Origin of the sequence: Pedobacter kyungheensis, from assembly GCF_000812965.1 — a bacterium.
Lineage (GTDB): Bacteria > Bacteroidota > Bacteroidia > Sphingobacteriales > Sphingobacteriaceae > Pedobacter > Pedobacter kyungheensis.
This window is the reverse complement of the sequence record NZ_JSYN01000004.1, coordinates 148,502-166,355: the sequence shown is the minus strand read 5'-3', so window position 1 is coordinate 166,355 and position 17,854 is coordinate 148,502. Positions and strand designations below refer to the sequence as shown.

14 protein-coding genes are annotated in these 17,854 nt (G+C 42.2%); 5 read left to right on the top strand and 9 right to left on the bottom strand.

Annotated elements, in window-relative coordinates; translation table 11 throughout:
* Window positions 1-12 precede the first annotated feature (12 nt).
* On the bottom strand, window positions 13-1,473 hold the full coding sequence (locus OC25_RS04710; protein WP_039472312.1) for a TolC family protein: 1,461 nt from the start codon (window positions 1,471-1,473) through the stop codon (window positions 13-15).
* Between the two features lie 3 nt (window positions 1,474-1,476).
* A complete protein-coding gene (locus OC25_RS04705) occupies window positions 1,477-2,724 on the bottom strand; it encodes an efflux RND transporter periplasmic adaptor subunit (RefSeq protein ID WP_039472310.1) in 1,248 nt (415 codons plus the stop codon).
* A 253-nt stretch (window positions 2,725-2,977) separates the two neighbouring features.
* On the opposite strand from OC25_RS04705, the gene OC25_RS04700 reads away from it, so the two are divergent.
* On the top strand, window positions 2,978-3,241 hold the full coding sequence (locus OC25_RS04700) for a CBU_0592 family membrane protein (RefSeq protein WP_052265960.1): 264 nt from the start codon (window positions 2,978-2,980) through the stop codon (window positions 3,239-3,241).
* Here the strand turns inward: OC25_RS04700 and OC25_RS04695 are convergent.
* A complete protein-coding gene (locus OC25_RS04695; RefSeq protein WP_039472308.1) occupies window positions 3,238-3,834 on the bottom strand; it encodes a TetR family transcriptional regulator in 597 nt (198 codons plus the stop codon). The genes OC25_RS04700 and OC25_RS04695 overlap by 4 nt on opposite strands.
* A gap of 190 nt (window positions 3,835-4,024) precedes the next feature.
* On the opposite strand from OC25_RS04695, the gene OC25_RS04690 reads away from it, so the two are divergent.
* Genes OC25_RS04690 through OC25_RS04675 form a run of 4 tightly spaced genes read left to right on the top strand, consistent with a single transcriptional unit; the run spans window position 4,025 to window position 11,235 of the window.
* Window positions 4,025-7,234, top strand: coding sequence for a SusC/RagA family TonB-linked outer membrane protein (locus OC25_RS04690; RefSeq protein WP_039472306.1), 3,210 nt, complete (start codon window positions 4,025-4,027; stop codon window positions 7,232-7,234).
* Between the two features lie 35 nt (window positions 7,235-7,269).
* Entirely contained in the window at window positions 7,270-9,060 is a 1,791-nt protein-coding gene (locus OC25_RS04685; protein WP_039472305.1) for a RagB/SusD family nutrient uptake outer membrane protein, read from the top strand.
* Between the two features lie 3 nt (window positions 9,061-9,063).
* Window positions 9,064-9,984: a metallophosphoesterase family protein gene (locus OC25_RS04680; protein ID WP_082018510.1), complete on the top strand. Its 921-nt coding sequence runs from the start codon at window positions 9,064-9,066 to the stop codon at window positions 9,982-9,984.
* Between the two features lie 12 nt (window positions 9,985-9,996).
* Window positions 9,997-11,235, top strand: coding sequence for an alkaline phosphatase family protein (locus tag OC25_RS04675; protein WP_039472303.1), 1,239 nt, complete (start codon window positions 9,997-9,999; stop codon window positions 11,233-11,235).
* A gap of 90 nt (window positions 11,236-11,325) precedes the next feature.
* Here the strand turns inward: OC25_RS04675 and OC25_RS04670 are convergent, their stop codons facing one another.
* Genes OC25_RS04670 through OC25_RS04645 form a run of 6 tightly spaced genes read right to left on the bottom strand, consistent with a single transcriptional unit; the run spans window position 11,326 to window position 17,853 of the window.
* Window positions 11,326-12,675 carry an alkaline phosphatase family protein gene (locus OC25_RS04670; protein ID WP_039472301.1) on the bottom strand — a complete coding sequence of 450 codons (1,350 nt, stop codon included), beginning with the start codon at window positions 12,673-12,675 and terminating at the stop codon, window positions 11,326-11,328.
* Between the two features lie 3 nt (window positions 12,676-12,678).
* Window positions 12,679-13,890, bottom strand: coding sequence for a metabolite traffic protein EboE (gene eboE / locus OC25_RS04665; protein ID WP_039472299.1), 1,212 nt, complete (start codon window positions 13,888-13,890; stop codon window positions 12,679-12,681).
* The gene (locus tag OC25_RS04660) at window positions 13,887-15,062 is read right to left on the bottom strand and encodes a 3-dehydroquinate synthase (protein ID WP_039472297.1); all 1,176 of its coding nucleotides are present in this window, start codon (window positions 15,060-15,062) and stop codon (window positions 13,887-13,889) included. The genes eboE and OC25_RS04660 overlap by 4 nt, the downstream gene beginning before the upstream one ends.
* Window positions 15,063-15,089: 27 nt before the next feature.
* On the bottom strand, window positions 15,090-15,974 hold the full coding sequence (eboC, locus tag OC25_RS04655) for a UbiA-like protein EboC (RefSeq protein WP_245221892.1): 885 nt from the start codon (window positions 15,972-15,974) through the stop codon (window positions 15,090-15,092).
* A 5-nt stretch (window positions 15,975-15,979) separates the two neighbouring features.
* On the bottom strand, window positions 15,980-16,966 hold the full coding sequence (locus tag OC25_RS04650) for a TatD family hydrolase (RefSeq protein WP_039472293.1): 987 nt from the start codon (window positions 16,964-16,966) through the stop codon (window positions 15,980-15,982).
* Window positions 16,967-16,992: 26 nt separating this feature from the next.
* On the bottom strand, window positions 16,993-17,853 hold the full coding sequence (locus OC25_RS04645) for an EboA domain-containing protein (RefSeq protein ID WP_209435565.1): 861 nt from the start codon (window positions 17,851-17,853) through the stop codon (window positions 16,993-16,995).
* Window position 17,854: the final 1 nt, after the last annotated feature.

The window sequence follows — 17,854 nt, the reverse complement described above, 5'->3', positions numbered from 1 at the left end:
ATAAATATTTATTTAATAGGTGATTTTTTTATTTTTTTCAAAGTCATATAGAGATAAATAGCGCAATTGATAATAGGCAGCCCAGAAATCGCGTAGCGAAGAAACATAGTCGCGTTTGGCACGATCGTTTTCCTGAAAGGCGATGCTGAGATCGGTAATACTTAAATTGCCCAGCACATAACGTTCGCTGGCTATTTTATACTTTTCTGCTGCAATTTTTTCAGCCTTATCTGTCAGCTGTATCTGCTCTTTCATCATGTTAAAAAGCGTAACCTGCGTAACAATCTGCTGTTTAAAAGTCTGCTTATCTTGTTCTACCGCATAAATGGTAAACTGTTCGTTGGCCTGGGCAGTCTTAGTGCGCGATTTAGACCTGCCCCAATCCATTACCGGGATAGAAAGCTGCAGTTCTACCGATTGCTGGTTTTTAGGTGAGCGATAAACATCGAAAGCATTGGTTGCCGCATTTGAATAGCCCAGATTGGCCCGCAAGGTGGCTTTTAACCCATTTTCGCCTTTGGCTTTGGCTACATCTCGCCGGGCTTCGGCCAGTCTGCGCACGAATGCAATGGCATCAGAGCGGTTCTCGTACGCCTCGTTCAGCACCTTTTCGGTAGCTACACTCATCTGGGTCACCACTGTGGGCATGTCCAGTTTAATCCGGTCATCGCCCTCTATACCGGTGTAACTTCTTAAATTCAGCGTAGCAATTTCTACGTCGCGCTTGGCTGTACCCACTGCTTTTTGCGCATTTAAAACCTCTAACTGCAACTGCAGGATTTCATTTTTGGAGATTTTACCCAATTCAAATTTGGTATCGGCAATGGTTAAAATTCTTTGCGTATTGGCATAATTCAGGTCGGCAATATCGAGGTTAACCTGAGCCAGTAGCAAATCGAAAAAGTATTCGGTTACCGTAACCGATATTTTCTCCTGCGTTTCGATGAAAACCTGCTTGCTTTCATTAAATTTTAGGGGTTCAATTTTTTTATCCCATTTTAAGGCATTGAACTGCAGCAAAGGCTGAGTGTAGCCCAAACCATAAGGAATACCATTATAAAGCACATTTTTACGATCGAAATCACTAAAACGCTGCAGTTGTGTAGTGCCATAAATGGTTCCACCTGTTGCGGTAATACTCTGGCTAAAATCTAAGGTCAGCGAAGAATTATCGTAATGTACCGGTTGAAAAAGTATGGTTCCGTTGGGCTGTTGTACCTGGGTATAGGTTTTGGTATAACCCGGCAATACGCCTGATAAAGCCAGCTGAGGCTGGTAATTGGACTTGAAGGTACGCCATTCCCAATACTTGGTTTCTTTAACGGTAATGGCCTGTTTGGCAGCAATTGAATTGGCTTTAGCCATTTCTACCACCTGCGGCAAGGTAAGTCTCAATGTATCGTTTTTCGGATTGGCAAAAACCCCGAAACCGATCCACCACAACAAAGGCATCATTAAAAATTTCTTTGTCATAACTTAATTGCTGATGGTTACCGTTTTAACATTTTTGTAATCGCCCATATCCGAAGTAATGATTTCATCTCCAGCTTTTAGGCCACTTAAAACTTCAACATAATCGAAATTGCTCAGACCTGTTTTTACGCTCCTGCGTTCCGCAACACCATTTTTAAGCACAAAAACCTCTTGCTGGTTGGTACCATTAAACGCCGGACCATTAGCTACCCGCAAAACACCGTTACGCGTTGCGGTAACCAAAAAAACATCTACCTTTTGGTTAGGTCTTAACACTTTGCTGTCTTTCTGGTTTAGCTGGATATCGAACGAAACAATTGCATTGTTTACCGCCGGCGAAATATTGACAATTGATCCGCGTAACTGCGTATCACCTATGCGAATAATGGCTGTCATGTTGTTGTGAATCTTATCCAGCAAATTATCAGACATACTGCCTGCTACTTTAAAACCACTTAAATCGGCAATGCGCACCAGTGCATCACCTTCATGCACTGCCGAACCGATATTTTTATTTACCCAGGTAATTACGCCGGGCCGGGTAGCAATTAAATCGGCCAGATCGAGCCTGCGTTTCAGGGCATCGAGGTCATTACGTTGAATGGCTAAAGCAATTTCGGCTTCCCTGATCTCGATTTTCATGGTTTGCTGCTTGCTTTTAATTTCGTTCTCGAGCTGCAGTTTTTCGAGTTCAGCTACCTTAAGCTCCAATTCGGCACGTTCTACATCTTCTTTTGTTCCCCCTCCTGCTTTAAGTAACCTTTTGGCCGAAGACACTGCATCGGTAAGATTACTGATGCGTAGCTGTTTAATACTGTTATTGGATTTAATGTCGAAAAAACTCTTTTCCAGATCCAGTTTCAGTTTACTGATCTCGTTTTGTTTCGATTCCATCTGGAACTGAAGCTTATCATAATCGGTTTGGCTAACGGATTTATCGAGCGTTAAAATCGACTGCCCTTTGGTAACCTTATTTCCGGCATCCAGCAATACATTTTTAATGGATGCATTGATCGGGCTGGTTAAAACTTCTTCAAATTCGGGCAACACCTCACCTGTTGCATTGATGGTATTTTCAATTATCCCTACCTCTACCTTTGCCGTGGTAATATCTGCCTGGGTTAGCGCAGGTTTGAAATAAAACCTAACCCACCAGATACCCCCAATAATTACCAGCAGGATGACACCGGCAATGAGGTATTTTTTCTTCTTCTTTTTTGCTAAAACGTCTTCGGCAATGAGTGTGTCCATTTAAATATTTTTAGCACATCCATTACAAGCCGAATACCAAAGTTAAAATACTGAAAAACTGATAGTTACATTTTCATAGAAAACAAAAAATGCCCGATATCGAACGTTTTGTTCTGTATCGGGCAAAAAATAACAGGAAATGATTTTTAAAAATACTATGCTTTAATCTGCAAACAGCAATCACAAATTATGTATCAGCAATAGCCTGTTGTGCTAACAGTAATTTGTTATATTGGCCACAATTTTTATTGATATGACAAAATTAATCATGACCTGCATAGGCTGGCTGGGTGTACTGCTTTGTACTTTAGGCTACCTTTTACTGAGTTTAAAAGTTATTAAAGCAGAATCGTGGACCTTTCAGTTGTTTAATGTTATAGGTGGTTTATGCCTGGCCATGACTGCACTTGATACCAGCGATTTGCCTAATGCAGCTGCCAACCTCTTGTGGATGAGCATTGGTATTTACGCACTTGGCAGACAGTTAACCAGCCGAAAACGTACTAAAGCGGCTTAACTGCTTATGCCCAAAATCTGATAAGCCTTTTGCTTGTAATAGTCGAGTCGCTCGGTATAGGCTTTCTTATCACTTTCTAACGAAAGATAGAAATACGCCCCATCTACCAATACAAAAATCAGATCGGCAGTAGTTTGCGGATCTTTAATTGATGTAACGCCCTTTGCATTACATACTTCGATCATTTCGGCCAATCCTTTACGCAACGAATCCAATATCAGTTTATATTTCGCTTTGATCTTTTTCTCCCTGAAAGCCAGCGCATAAAAAGTATAGAACAAGCCATCGTCAAAAAGCAAATTCCATTTTTTAGAGAATAGCATTTCTACTGTTTTCTGAAGATCTTCAAGTCCGGGTTCTCCTTTATCTTTAATTGCATAAATGAGTAAATACCGCTCCAATATATAATCAATTAAAGTATAACTGAGGTCCTCTTTAGTTTTAAAATAATGGATAATTAAGCTGGGGTTAATATCCATTACCTTGGCAATTTTAGCGATTGAGGTGTTTTCGTAACCTTCCTTTTTGGCTACCTGATAAAATACTTTGATGATTTCCAGTTGCCTTGTCTCTTTTAGGCTTTTCCTTCCCATACTGCTGTTAATTTAATGGCGCAAACTAACCAAATGTAGCAGCATTCACAAAATTATTTTTCTAAATAAATTAAATGAATGTTCAATCAATATATTAATTTAGATTTAACTTAACCTTAATATGATATGTTCAATTTAGCGGCCGCCAAAAAGCAACTATCACATTTAAACCAAACCATTATCAAACAAAATGAAAAGAAAACTATTATGGATTTTTGCGCTGCTGATTTTATCCGCAGGCGCCTTTGCCCAGGGAATTACCGTAAAAGGGGTAGTCTCTGATGCAAAGACTAAAGAAAGCCTCCCTGCCGTAAACGTTTCGGTAAAGGGAACCAATCTGCACCTGGCAACCAATGTCAATGGTGCATATACCATTAACGACCTTAAGGCCAATGCCGTTTTAATTTTCACTTATATTGGTTACAAGCAACAGGAAATTGCACTAAACGGGCAAACTAAAATAGATGTAGCCCTGATGCCTGATTATGCCAACCTGGATGAAGTAGTAGTTGTTGGTTTTGGTACCAAGAAAAAAATCAACATTGCAGGTGCCATCGATCAGATTTCGGGCAAGCAACTTGAATCGCGACCGGTAACCAATGTGCTGCAAGGTTTACAAGGGATTAGCCCGGGCCTGAACATTACCTATGCCGGTGGTTCGCCAGGTGCTTTACCTAACATCAATATCAGGGGCTATACTTCCATTAATGGTGGTTCTCCTTTAATTGTAATTGATGGTATTCCGGCTACAAGCAATGATGATATGCTGCGCTTAACTCCCTCTGATATTACTTCATTTACCGTGCTACGTGATGCAGCTTCATCTGCTATTTACGGCGCAAGGGCAGCTTTTGGCGTAATTCTAATCACCACCAAACAAGGCGCTGCAGGCAATAATGTAATCAGCTACAATACTTACCTGTCGTGGTCCAAACCTACTTTACTGCCAAAACCAGTAACCGACCCTTACATTTTTTCCCGGGTATTGGAAACGGCAACGGATAATACCCCCTGGGATTATGTAAACTATTCGGATGAATATTACCGCTGGGCGAAAGAAAGATCAGATGATCCATCTATAGCCGATACCAGATTGGACCCGAAAGACCCAACCAAATGGGCTTACATGGGGAGTAACGACTGGTATAACTATTTCTTTAACGATGCCAGTTTATCGAAAAGCCATACTTTAACCTTTTCTGGCGGAGCTACAGTTAACAACAAGCCCCTAACCTATTATTTATCTGCCGATTATGCTAAAGATAACGGATTGAATAAGTTAACTGCCGATTATTGGGACCGCTATGGCTTAAGATCGAAAGTAGGTTTTTCTCCTATTTCCTGGCTTAAGGTAGATAACAACCTGAACATTTACGAAACCAAAAGGGCATTACCAAACTCAAGCATTACCGATCTTTATTACCTGATGCCAACCGATGTGGCTAAAAACCCGGATGGTACCTGGGCCAATACAGCTGCCGGTAAACTGGCTGCGAAATTGGTAGATGGCGGAAACAGTCTGCAAAACATGTTTGGTTTCCAGAACATCACTACTGCAACCGCTTTGTTTTTAAATGGCGACTTACAGGTAAATGCAGATGCCTCTTTTAAAAGAGAACTTTGGAAAAGCCATGCCGATGCTAAAAAATATAAAATCGGTTATGGTCCTAACGATATTCGCGAAGAAGGGGGAACAGGTTCGGTAAGCGAGGGCAATGGCTACTTGTACAATAATGCCTTTAACTTATACACTACCTATAAAAAAACAATTGGCGATCACTTTTTTAGCGCCATGGTAGGTTTTAACAGCGAAGATTACAATTACTCGACTGTAAACGCCTCAAAACAAGTGTTGATTTCTTCTTCAACACCTTACCTTTCGCTTACCAGTGGCGCAGCTACTGCAACAGGCGGTTACTCAGCTTATGCTACCAACAGTGCATTTAGCCGTTTAAACTATACCTACAAAAACAGGTATATTTTAGAAGCCACAGGCCGGTACGATGGTTCATCCCGTTTCCCGGTTGAAAGACGCTGGGGTTTCTTCCCATCGGCTTCTGCAGCCTGGATAGCCAGTGCCGAAGAATTCTTTAAACCATTGGCACCAGCCTTTAATACGTTTAAACTACGTGCTTCTTATGGCGATTTGGGTAACCAGAACGTAGGCGATTTTGGTTATATCCAGTCGTTGGCTACGGGTACTTCGGGCTACCTGATTGGTGGTGCTGGCCAAAACCAGATCATTACCGGAGCGCCGGGCTTAAACGTTGATCCGCAAACTTATACCTGGGAAAGGGTATCGACTTTAAACATGGGTACCGATATTGGCTTGTTAAACGATAAACTTTCTTTCACCTTCGATTACTACATCCGCGATACAAAAGGAATGCTAACAGCTGGTCAGGAATTACCAGGCGTATTGGGTACCGGAGTGCCAAGACAAAACGCTGCCAATTTACGCACTAAAGGATGGGAACTTTCTGTATCATACAGAGATAAGTTTACCGTTGCCGATAAGCGGTTCAACTTCGAAACCAAAGTATTCCTTGCCGATTCTAAGAGCAGGATTACCAAATTTAAAAACGACCAGAACCTGTTTTCAAACTACCGCGAAGGACAGGATATTGGCGAGATCTGGGGATTAGAGAACGATGGAGTTTTCCGCAGTAAAGCAGAAATTGCCGCTTTAGATCAATCTGCCATTATTCCATGGGGAGCGTTATCTATTGTAGAAGGCTGGCCTAAATATGTAGATCAGGATGGTAATAAAAAAATTGAGCGCGGTTTAAGTGCCAACGATCCGAAAGACTTAAAAATTATTGGTAACAGTACTGACCGTTATACCATAGGAGCCAACCTGAATATGGACTGGAACGGTTTCGATCTTTCGATATTTCTACAAGGGGTATTAAAAAGAGACTTCTATCCACACCATTACCTGTTCTGGGGGCCTTACCAGCAGCCTTATGCAAACGTATATCCATGGAACCTCGATTTTTACCGTGCTACAGCAGATTCGCCAGAGCAACGTGCCAAACATTCGGCATCGTATATTGCAGCAGGCCTTGCCGATGCCAATACCGATTCGCAATATCCGGTACTACAATCGTGGTTAGCCGATGCCAATTATGGCGCCGGGTTGGATATTCCACAAACCAAATACCTGCTAAATGGTGCTTATTTAAGAATCAAAAACGTATCATTAGGTTACACCTTCCCTGCCAAATGGACTAAAAAGGTAAGCATTAACCGCTTACGCTTATTTGTTACAGCTGATAACCTTTATGAGTTTTCGGCGATCAAGAAATTTATCGATCCTGAAGCCGTTAACCAGGGTCCATCGGCCTGGGCCTACCCTTATCAACGCAGATACGCTGTGGGTTTAAACCTTGATTTCTAATCCGATAAAGATTCACCACATTCAAAAACAACTAAATGAAAAAGTACGTATATATATTGCTAATAGGCGTTGCAGGTACATTTGCTGCCTGTAAAAAAGGTGAGCTGGATCGTTTTCCGCAAACCTCTATTTCGCCTAATCTTTTCTTCAATACGGAAGAAGATTTATCCCTTTACGTTAACGGTTTATTATCGCAACCTGATCGCAACAGTTACCTGAACGATCAAAGTACCGATAACGTAGCTACAACCGCTGCTGTTGAAGTAAAAAACATCATGTTGGGTACCGCCAACGCCCAAAACATTACCACAGGCTGGAGCTGGAGCCGCCTGCGTAATATCAATTATTTCCTCGAAAATTATAAAAAGGCACAGGTTACCTCAGCCATTAAAAACCATTATGCAGGTCTTGCCCGTTATTACCGTGCAGAGTTTTATCTCGATAAAATAAAACGTTTTTCGGATGTGCCCTGGTACTCAGGAACTTTAGAACCTGGTGATGACGATCTTTACAAACCCCGCGATCCACGTGCACTAATAGCCGACAGCATTATGGCCGATTTAGATTTCGCTTATAAAAATGTAAGAGAAAGTGTGCCGGTTGGTACTCCGGGCAAATGGGCTGTGGCTACATTATATACCCGTGCAGCTTTATATGAAGGTACCTACCGCAAATACCACAGCGAACTGAACTTAGCTGGCAGTGCCAACACCTTTCTACAAACTGCAGCAAGGGTTGCAGGTGAAATGATAGCCGCAAAAAAATTCAGCATTTACAATACTGGACGCCCAGATCAGGATTATGCAACTTTATTCTCAAGTCAGGATTTAACTGGCAACAGTGAAGTAATTTTAACCAACATTTTCGATTTGAGTAAAAGTAAGGGCCAAAACGTTAACAGTGTGGTATTTGGCGATTATGAGCAGGCTCCCGCCAAAGATTTGCTGCTTACCTATCTGATGAAAGATGGTTCGCGTTTTACCGATGTTGCCGGCTATGCCCAAAAGAGTTTTGTAGAAGAGTTTAAAAACCGCGATCCACGTATGGCACAAACCATGGTTTACCCTGGCTGGACAAGAGTTCCTGATGCGACGCCATACATTCAGCGTTTAAACAAGAACTTTACTGGTTATCATCAGCTAAAAGGCTATGTAAACAGTACCGATAACAACATTTTAAACGGGGTTGATTTTCCGGTGTACCGCTATGCTGAAATTTTATTAAGCTACGCAGAGGCACTTGCTGAGCTAGGCACTTTATCGCAATCGGATTTAGACCAGTCGGTAAATTTATTGAGAAAAAGAGCAGGTATGCCCGATCTTAATTTAGGTGTAGCCAACGCCAATCCTGATGCTTTGTTGCAACAACAATATCCAAATGTAACAACCAATGCCGGTGTAATCTTTGAAATCAGACGCGAGCGCAGGGTAGAATTTGCTTTCGAAAATTTAAGATATGACGACCTGATGCGTTGGAAAGCTGGTAAATTACTGACCAAAAGTCCGGAAGGCATGTACTTTGCGGGTTTAGGTAAATACGACCTTACCGGCGATGGTGTAGATGATATTATTTTAATCGACCGCGCTGCTACCGTACCGGGCGAAGATCAGAAAGAGAAAAACTCATTGGGTGTAAAATTGGTTTATTACCGCGCCGGAGCCATTGGTACCGATGCAACTGTTTACCTTAAAGCCGGAAATGCCGGTGGTAACATTGTAACCGAAAGTGTAATCAGGAATTTTGAAGAACCTAAATTCTATTACCGTCCTATCCCACAACAACAAGTTACCCTTAACCCTAAACTTAAACAGATTTTTGGCTGGTAAACCATGGATATTAAAAGAAGAACACTATTAAAAACTGTAGGATTGACTGCCGGTGCTTTAGCAACCGGCAGTCTTCCTGCTTTAGCTGCAGCCGAACAAGCAGCACATAACAAAAATAAAAAACTGGCCTTAACTGTGGCGCACATTACTGATGTGCATATCCGCCCCGGCGACAATGCCCCTGAACGTTTTAAAAACTGCCTGAAACAGGTTATTGACCAGCATGAGCCAGATTTTTTCTTAAACGGTGGCGATTCGATTAACGATGCTTCGTATGACAATGTAGTACGCAACCAGGTTACCGAACAATGGGCCATTTGGGACGATTGCCTTAAACAAATCGGTAAATACGAGATATACAGCTGCATAGGCAACCACGACCCCTGGTGGAAAGCGCCTGAAAAAACAGATGAAATGTACGGTAAAGATTATGTAGTTAAGCGCTTAAAAATCCCGAACCGTTATTACAGCTTTTCGAAAAAGAACTGGCACTTTATCATTTTAGATGGCAATAACAGTAAAATATCGTTGGATGAAGAACAGTATAAGTGGCTGGAACAGGAATTGGAAAAATTACCTGCGGCTACACCTACGGTAATCATGTCGCACTACCCTATTCTAGGCACTACGCAAGTATTGGTAGGTGGCGGTCATTCAGACGCTAAAAAGCTAAAAGATTTGTTTTACAAGCATCGTGATAAGGTAAAAATCTGTTTAAGTGGCCATAACCACCTTTCAGACCATACCACCTACAATGGCGTGCTTTATTGCTGTAATGGCGCCATGAGTGGTTTTTGGTGGGGCAAAGGCGATGCAGAATCGGCCGGAACAGGTTATTACCTCGAAACCCCGCCGGGATATGCTGTATTAAAGCTATACGCTGATGGAACTATAGAAAACACTTATTATCCGCACACTTTTTAAACCTAACCAAAAATGAAGCTATTAAAAATTGCTATTTTGACTGCCTGCATAGGTTTACCTACTATTCTGCAAGCGCAACAACGCCAGCAAAAAGTGGTTTACATTATTGCAGATGGTATACCTGCAGATGTGATGGAACGCGAAAACCTGCCTAATTTTAAGAAAATCATCACTGCGGGGTCTTACTCCCGCATGCATGTGGGTGGCGATAAAGGCACTTATAACGAAACACCAACCATCTCGGCTGTAGGTTACAACAGTTTACTTACCGGCACCTGGGTTAACAAGCACAACGTTCCGGATAACGACATTAAAGCCCCGAATTACCATTACCAGCATATCTTTAAATTGTTCAAAGATCAATATCCTGAGAAAAAAACAGCTATTTTTTCGAGCTGGACCGATAACCGCACCAAATTACTTGGCGATGGACTGGCCGCAACTGGTAATTTCAAACCCGATTATGCTTTTGATGGTTACGAACTGGATACCGTACGCTTTAAGCACGACAAAAAATCGGCTTACATGCATCAGATTGATGAAGAAGTGATTAAACAGGCGGCCAATACCCTGCAAAACAATGCCCCAGACCTATCGTGGATTTACCTCGAATACACCGATGATATGGGTCACCGTTATGGCGACAGTCCAGAATTTTATAATGCCATTGCCATGCTTGATGTACAGGTAGGAAAAATCTGGGATGCTATTCAATATCGCGAACAGAAATTTAAAGAAGATTGGTTGATTATCATTACTACCGATCATGGTCGCGATGAAAAAACAGGCCGTGGTCATGGTGGTCAATCAGACAGGCAAAGAGCTACCTGGATGGTAAGCAATTATAAAAACCTGAATACTTATGCGCAGTACTTCGATTTGGGCGTTGTAGACATTATGCCTTCAATAGCGCGATACTTAAATGTGAAACTGCCTGAAAGTGTTTCGCAGGAAATAGATGGCACACCGTTTATTGGGCCCGTTTCTTTAGCTAACCTTAAAGTTAATCCTGTTCAGAAACACCTCGATATTACCTGGAAAGCACTCGAAAAGGATGGTAAAGTAAAAATCTGGTTGGCTAGCACTAACGATTTCAAAACCGGTGGAAAAGACAATTACCAGCTGCTGGCGACAGTAGACCTTAACCAACAGCACTATTTTGCGGATTTAAAAGATTACCCGGCTACCTTTTATAAAATTATTGTAGAAGGTGCGAATAATAGCCTGAACAAGTGGGTTACTGTTAATTAGGGAAAAAAGTATCAAGTAGTAAGTATCAAGACAGTCTAGCCGATCGTCAATACTTGCTACTCGATACTCACTACTTGATACTGATCCCGCCTACAAAGTCAAACTATCCCAAATCACCTGATAAACATCTACCGGCGTTAAAGCTTTATCGATCTTATTAGCGGTTACCAATATTGGCTTAAATTCTTCTTTGGTGTTAATCCTTCCGTGCGAGCCTTTAATTAAATTAGCATCCAGCGGAATTACATCCATCACATACCTGAAGCCTGCTTTCTTCCTTAAAAGCTTATAACCAGCCCTTAATTTAGAAGTCATAAACATTTCAACAGGATCGTAACCTGGTTTTTTATGGATATCTACTACCCTGGCATAATCGGGAGCTTTGGCATCATCTAACCAGAAATAATAGGTAAACCAGCTATTTTCATCAGCCATCAATACCAAATCGCCGGAACGTTCGTGGTTAATGTGGTGTGCCTCCTGTTCGTTTTTATCCAATATGAGTTCGATGCCCGGAACGGTTTTAAGTAAGATTTTTACCTTTTCGGTAACCGATTTATCGTTAATATAAACATGTGCAATCTGGTGATCTGCTACAACAAATGCTTTTGAAGCACCCGCATCAAGCAATTCTAAACCACGCTCTTCGCGGATTTGGATCAGGCCATTTTCCCTGAACAAGCGGTTAAGGTGGATCGGACTGTTTACCGGCGAGATGCCATATTCGGAAAGTAAAATTACACGCGCGCCTCTGCCTTCGTAAAACGCAACCAAATCTGCAACTACCTGATCTATTTCCTGTAATTCAGCTCCAATTTTTGTTTCATCCGGACCAAATTTCTGTAGGCAATAATCGAGGTGCGGCAGATAAATCAGGCTCAGTGTTGGGTTATGGAGTTTTTCTGTTTCCATAGCTGCATCAGCAATCCACCTGGTCGATTTAATGTTGGCTCCCGGTCCCCAGAACTGAAATAGTGGGAACTGGCCTAGTTTAGTTTGTAAATGATCTCTAAGCTCGGCTGGTTGCGAATAACAATCGGGCAGCTTACGTCCATCGGCCAGATAATTGGGGCGTGGAGTTACCGAATAATCAACTGTCGAATACATATTGTACCACCAAAACATGTTTGCACAAGTAAAATTGGGGTCTTGCTGTTTGGCTTTATCCCAAATCTTGTCGCCCTGTACCAGCTTGTTCGATTGTTTCCAGAACTTTACTTCGCATTCAGCATGATCGTACCAGCCATTACCTACAATACCGTTCTCTGAAGGATATTTTCCGGTTAAATAAGCCGATTGTGCAGCAGTAGTAACCGCAGGCAGCAAAGGCGCAACGGTTGTTAAGTGCTTTTCGGCAATATATTTTTTTAGGAAAGGTGTATTTGCGCCTATAACCGACTTAGATAAGCCTACAATATCAATTACAACTGTTTTATGCATGATTTACTGTGCTAATGTATTTTTTACCCAATCCAGTTCGCGGATAATGGATTCGTTTAAAGGTGCTTTCAATTGAGCTGGCAGCACTTCCCAGGTATAGGTCTCAACCTCGAGGTGATTGGTAAAAGGATTGTTTTTTTGTAGTTCCAATACCGTTCGGATATCCGATTGGGTAGATTGGATCAGGCCCATATCCTCCACAAAGATCGGCACATGGAAATGCGCGCGCCACTCCTGTACATTTGTCCGCTCTGCATCGGCTAATGCGTTCGAAAGATCAGGATAGCGAATTAAAGCGCCATCATTCTGCTGTGCAATAACCTGATGCAGATAAACCGGCTCATCAAAACCCGCAAGTGCATCCAATACCGCCTTTCTATCGGCACTGGCTTCGGGTAATTTAGCCTTTAAAGCTGCGCTGATCTGGATTTTACCCACCTTAATGCCTTTTTCCTGCAGCTCTTGCACAATGGCAGCATGCGGTTCGTAACCAATGGCAAAATGGCAAACATCGTAACACAGGTTAATATGTGTTTTAATAATTTCTTCGGCCTTTTCGGCAGTAAAACCTAAATTTTCTGCCCAGGTAGTTTTTCCTAAAGGTAGAAGTTCATTTTCATACCAGTTAATAAATTCAGGTCCTGATTCGAGAAAGCCATCTGGCTCGGGCTCAATATCGAGGCGAATGAGCTTACCACTGTTTAGGTATATTTTATGCAGTGCTTCGGCTACAGCCAAAACCTGAGTCGTTGCTTTAACAGTGGCTGCTTTTCTATCAGCAGCATTTTCAAACCAGGGTTTATAGCTTAATGGCGAGGTAGAAATACCAGCATCCATATGATCCGGAACCAGCTGTGCTAATATTTCAGCCAGGCGAATGGTATAATCCAAACGTTCTGTTGTGGTCCAATCGGGTGCATGTACCTGATCTTTAACCCGGGTATGGTGAAAGCCTCCGTAAGGGAAACCATTCATCGTAAAAACATAGCCCCCTTCAGCATCCAGCCATTGCTTAAATTCAGTTAAATGCGCTGCTTCAAACAATTCGATACTGGCCAGATTAGAAAGGCGCAAACCAATCCCCATGGTTTCATTGGGCGATAGAGCTGCCTTTAATTTCGGAAAACTATCTTTCAGTACGGCAAAATGTGCTGACCAGCTTTCGCCGGCATATATATTGGTACAAAAGGTTAAATGACCTGAATTTAATTTCATAATACGGTAGTAGTTGAATGTTGAGCAGCTTGATTCTGGAGCAATTCAGCAGCCTGTTTTAATATGTCGGCATCTATCTCGTGAACTTCTTCGCCTTTACCCAAAGCGGTAAGCAGCGTGATTGTTAACTCACCACCAAGATGTTCTCTAAATTCTTCTAACCCCTGTAAAATAGGGCTATTAGCTCCATTTACCTGAAGTAAAGGATGCGCTAATTCAAAGCCCAATGCCTGGATTACGGCGATAACCCTTTGGGCATCTGCAGCACTAATTCTTCCGGATAGGTTCGAATACACCGTATCTAAAGCAATGCCCATGGCTACGGCTTCGCCATGTCTGATTTCGAAATTGGTTAAATACTCGAGTTTATGTGCACTCCAATGGCCAAAATCAAGCGGACGTGCAGATCCGTTCTCGAAAGGATCGGCACTGCGGATGTGCTCCAGGTGTAACTTTGCACATTTCCAGATCTGGTAATTCATGGCTTCCCTGTCGCGGTTGGCCAGTGCAGTAGCATTAGCTTCCAGCCACTCAAAAAACTCCAGATCTTTAATCAATGCCACTTTAATGGCCTCCGCAATACCAGAACGCCAATCGCGGTCAGACAGGCTGTTCAACAACAACTCATCGTTAAACACAGCAACAGGGGGCGAAAAGGTGCCCAGAAAGTTTTTCTTATTGAAATAGTTGATACCGTTTTTTACACCTACACCCGAATCGTTCTGCGAAAGCACAGTACTGGGTATACGGATGTGTTTAATGCCCCTGTGCGCGATGGTAGCAGCATAGCCTACCATATCAAGCACGGCACCACCGCCAATAGCCGCCACGAAAGAATGCCTGTCGATACCATGGGTATTAATGGCTTCCAGAACGCGGTCAAGATATTGGGTATCGTTCTTCACCAATTCGCCGCCAGGAATTACAATAATATCCTGAACCAATTGTGTTTGACTGTATTGATTAAAGTATTGCTTTATTTCAGAAGTTAAACCGGTATGTGCTTCTGCTACCCCTTCATCAATTATAAAAAGAATCTTTTTTATGGTTACAGCAGGGTTAAGCTGACGCAGAAAATCGCTAAAAAGGGTGTTATCAACAGCAAAAAGTGCTGAGGTAAAGAAAACATTATAATTATACTGTACAGTAAATGATTGTTGTAAATGTTCCATAATAATTGGATTTCAGTTTAAATCGGATCAGGTTACGGCAAAAAGTTTAGAGAGCCCCATAGAAACGGGCAGCAAAGCCGCAATCACAAAAGCGAGGATCAGTGCATCGAAAGTTACTGCCCAGGCTGCATCCATCAAAATTAACGATATTACCCCGGCTTTAACAGCTGCGCCAACGTTTTTACCCACAGGTTGTTTAATGGCTTTTAACAATGGTTTAAAAATCATAAAGGTAAAGGGCAGCAAAAACAACAGCGACCATAATAATCTGTCGTTAATAAAAGCAAAATAAGCAATGGCGCAAATAACAATGCCGTAAAGTAAAGCCGCCAGGTATAAATTTTTAGCTGTGCCACCATGTACTTCGCCACGGCTGGTCATCGTAATAGAGAAAATATAAATTACCGGAATAACAGCGAGATAATAATGGCTGTACAACATTTCGGGCATAATGCTTAGGCCAAGTAAGAGGTTAAAACCACGGCACAAGCCCATATTTAACGGACCAAAAAACGAATGATGCTTGCCAAATTTATTGTAAAGCAAGGCAAATATGGCAACTAAAATGGCCAGGGTACCTGATACTACACTGTTTAAAAATGCCAGGCCAATTGCAGCCAGTAATAATAAGCTACCTAAAAGTGCTGCATTTTGCAAGCTAATGACCCCGCTAGGGATTGCACGCTCCGGGCGTTCTATTTTATCCAGTTCGGCATCAAAAACATCGTTAAAAACAATGCCACCCGCATACAGGCAGGCGGTAGATGCACATAAATAAAACACAGATAACCACGGAATCGCAAAGCCCACAGTTAAAATACCGGAAATGGCAATTCCCGCTAAAATATCGGCTACCGAAGTAACCACGTTAGCGGGGCGCATGATGCGCAGGTAAACAATTATTTTCTTCAAGGTAATTAACTAATGATCATTGACGATTTATCGGTACGCGGCTGTTGGCCACCACGTAAAATGGTGTTGCCTTCAAATTTTACCGATTGATCGATATTTTGTGGGGTGTTAAAATCAGCTTCATCAATTTGTCCGCTTTGCGCAAATGCAGTAATGGCATTACGGTAAGTTACCAATTCAATTGCTTCGTTGCTTAAACCATGCATTTTCATTAAAGCTGCTGTTTTGGGCACCGCCAATGGGTCGCTAATGCCCCAATCGGCTGCAGAGTTAACCATAATACGTTCGGGCCCGTATTGCTTTACAATTTCTACCATCCGCTCGTTACCCATTTTGGTAAAAGGGTAGATGGTAAATGCGGCAAAAAAACCTCTGTCTAACACTTCTTTTACCGTTTCTTCATTGTTGTGATCCACAATAACACTGTAAGGATCGAGGCCATGCTCTATGGCAATATCCATACTGCGTTGCGTACCTTTTTTCTTATCGCGGTGCGGTGTATGAATTTGCACCGGAAGTCCTGCTTCTTTAGCCAGTTCTAGTTGTGCGCGGTAATATTTTTCTTCGGCAGCGGTTTGGTCGTCGAAGCCTATTTCGCCAATCCCTACTACCCCTTCTTTATAAATAAACAAAGGTAAAATCTCCATCACCTGCTCGGCCAGGCTTTCATTATTGGCTTCCCTTGAGTTTAAACCAATGGTACAGTAATGTTTTATGCCAAATTGCGATGAACGGAATCTTTCCCAGCCAATTAAACTGCTATAGTAATCTCTAAAGCTATCTAAACCAGTTCTGGGCTGACCCAGCCAAAATGCCGGTTCTATTAAAGCAACCACGCCTGCATCGGCCATGGCCTGGTAATCGTCGGTAGTTCTCGAAGTCATGTGAACATGTGGATCAAAGAATTTCATGCCACTTACCACACTAATATCAAACGCTTCAGGCGCTCCCATCATCGCTTTATCTCTTTCAATTGAATTACTGCAACACATATTTAGTTATATTTTTCTTGGTTCGGTTAAAATTGATCCCAGCTCAAACTGTTTGTTGTTAAAACGTTTTTAAGCTCTGGAAAAGTATTGATATAGTCTTTTGCCGGTTGATAATCTGAACCTGCAACTGCCAGTGCAATAGCGCGTTGTTCTACCTGATCGTAATGCTGTAAACCGTTTTTCAATACCTCAAAAATTTCGCTGTTGGTAAATTTCCCGACCAGACGCCACAGTTGTGGATTTACTTTACGTCCGGCAGCCCAACGTTCTTTAGCATAATCAGTTAAAGTTAGTGCCAACTTTAAATTTGCACGTTCATCTAACCCCACAATGAGGTTAATATTTTTTTCGGTAAAAAATGCCTTTAATACCAGCTGGTTCCAGGCAGCTTCATCAAGGTACTGCGCCGGGTATGGGTTATTTTCCATAATGGCTTCCAGTACCGACCCGATATTACTCCTGATTCCTTCTGCACAACGCATTGCCCAAATCCCAGGAAAGGGTAAAAACGGAAGCGCCGAATACAAAGCCACAGCTTCGTTCATTTCTGCCGATAAGCATAACTGACTGATAGCGGCATATAACTTGTCCTGATCGGTAGCTGGTAAATTACTCAACAACCAAACCCGACAAAGCCTGTCGATACTCCATTGGGCAATGTAAGCCAGGTCTGCTTCATTAAGTGCTGCCAACTGCGAATCAGAAAGCTGAACAATGGCTTTACCGGTTTTGCGCGGTGCCATTACAAAGGTCTTTCCAATGCTATTTATCTGATCAGGAGTTGTTTCCCAGGCCTCCAGCCAGGCAAGTCCCTCTCTTGTTAAATTGGTTTTTATTATATCAAGTAACAGTTCTTTCGTTGTTACCACATCACTTTCTTTCATCATC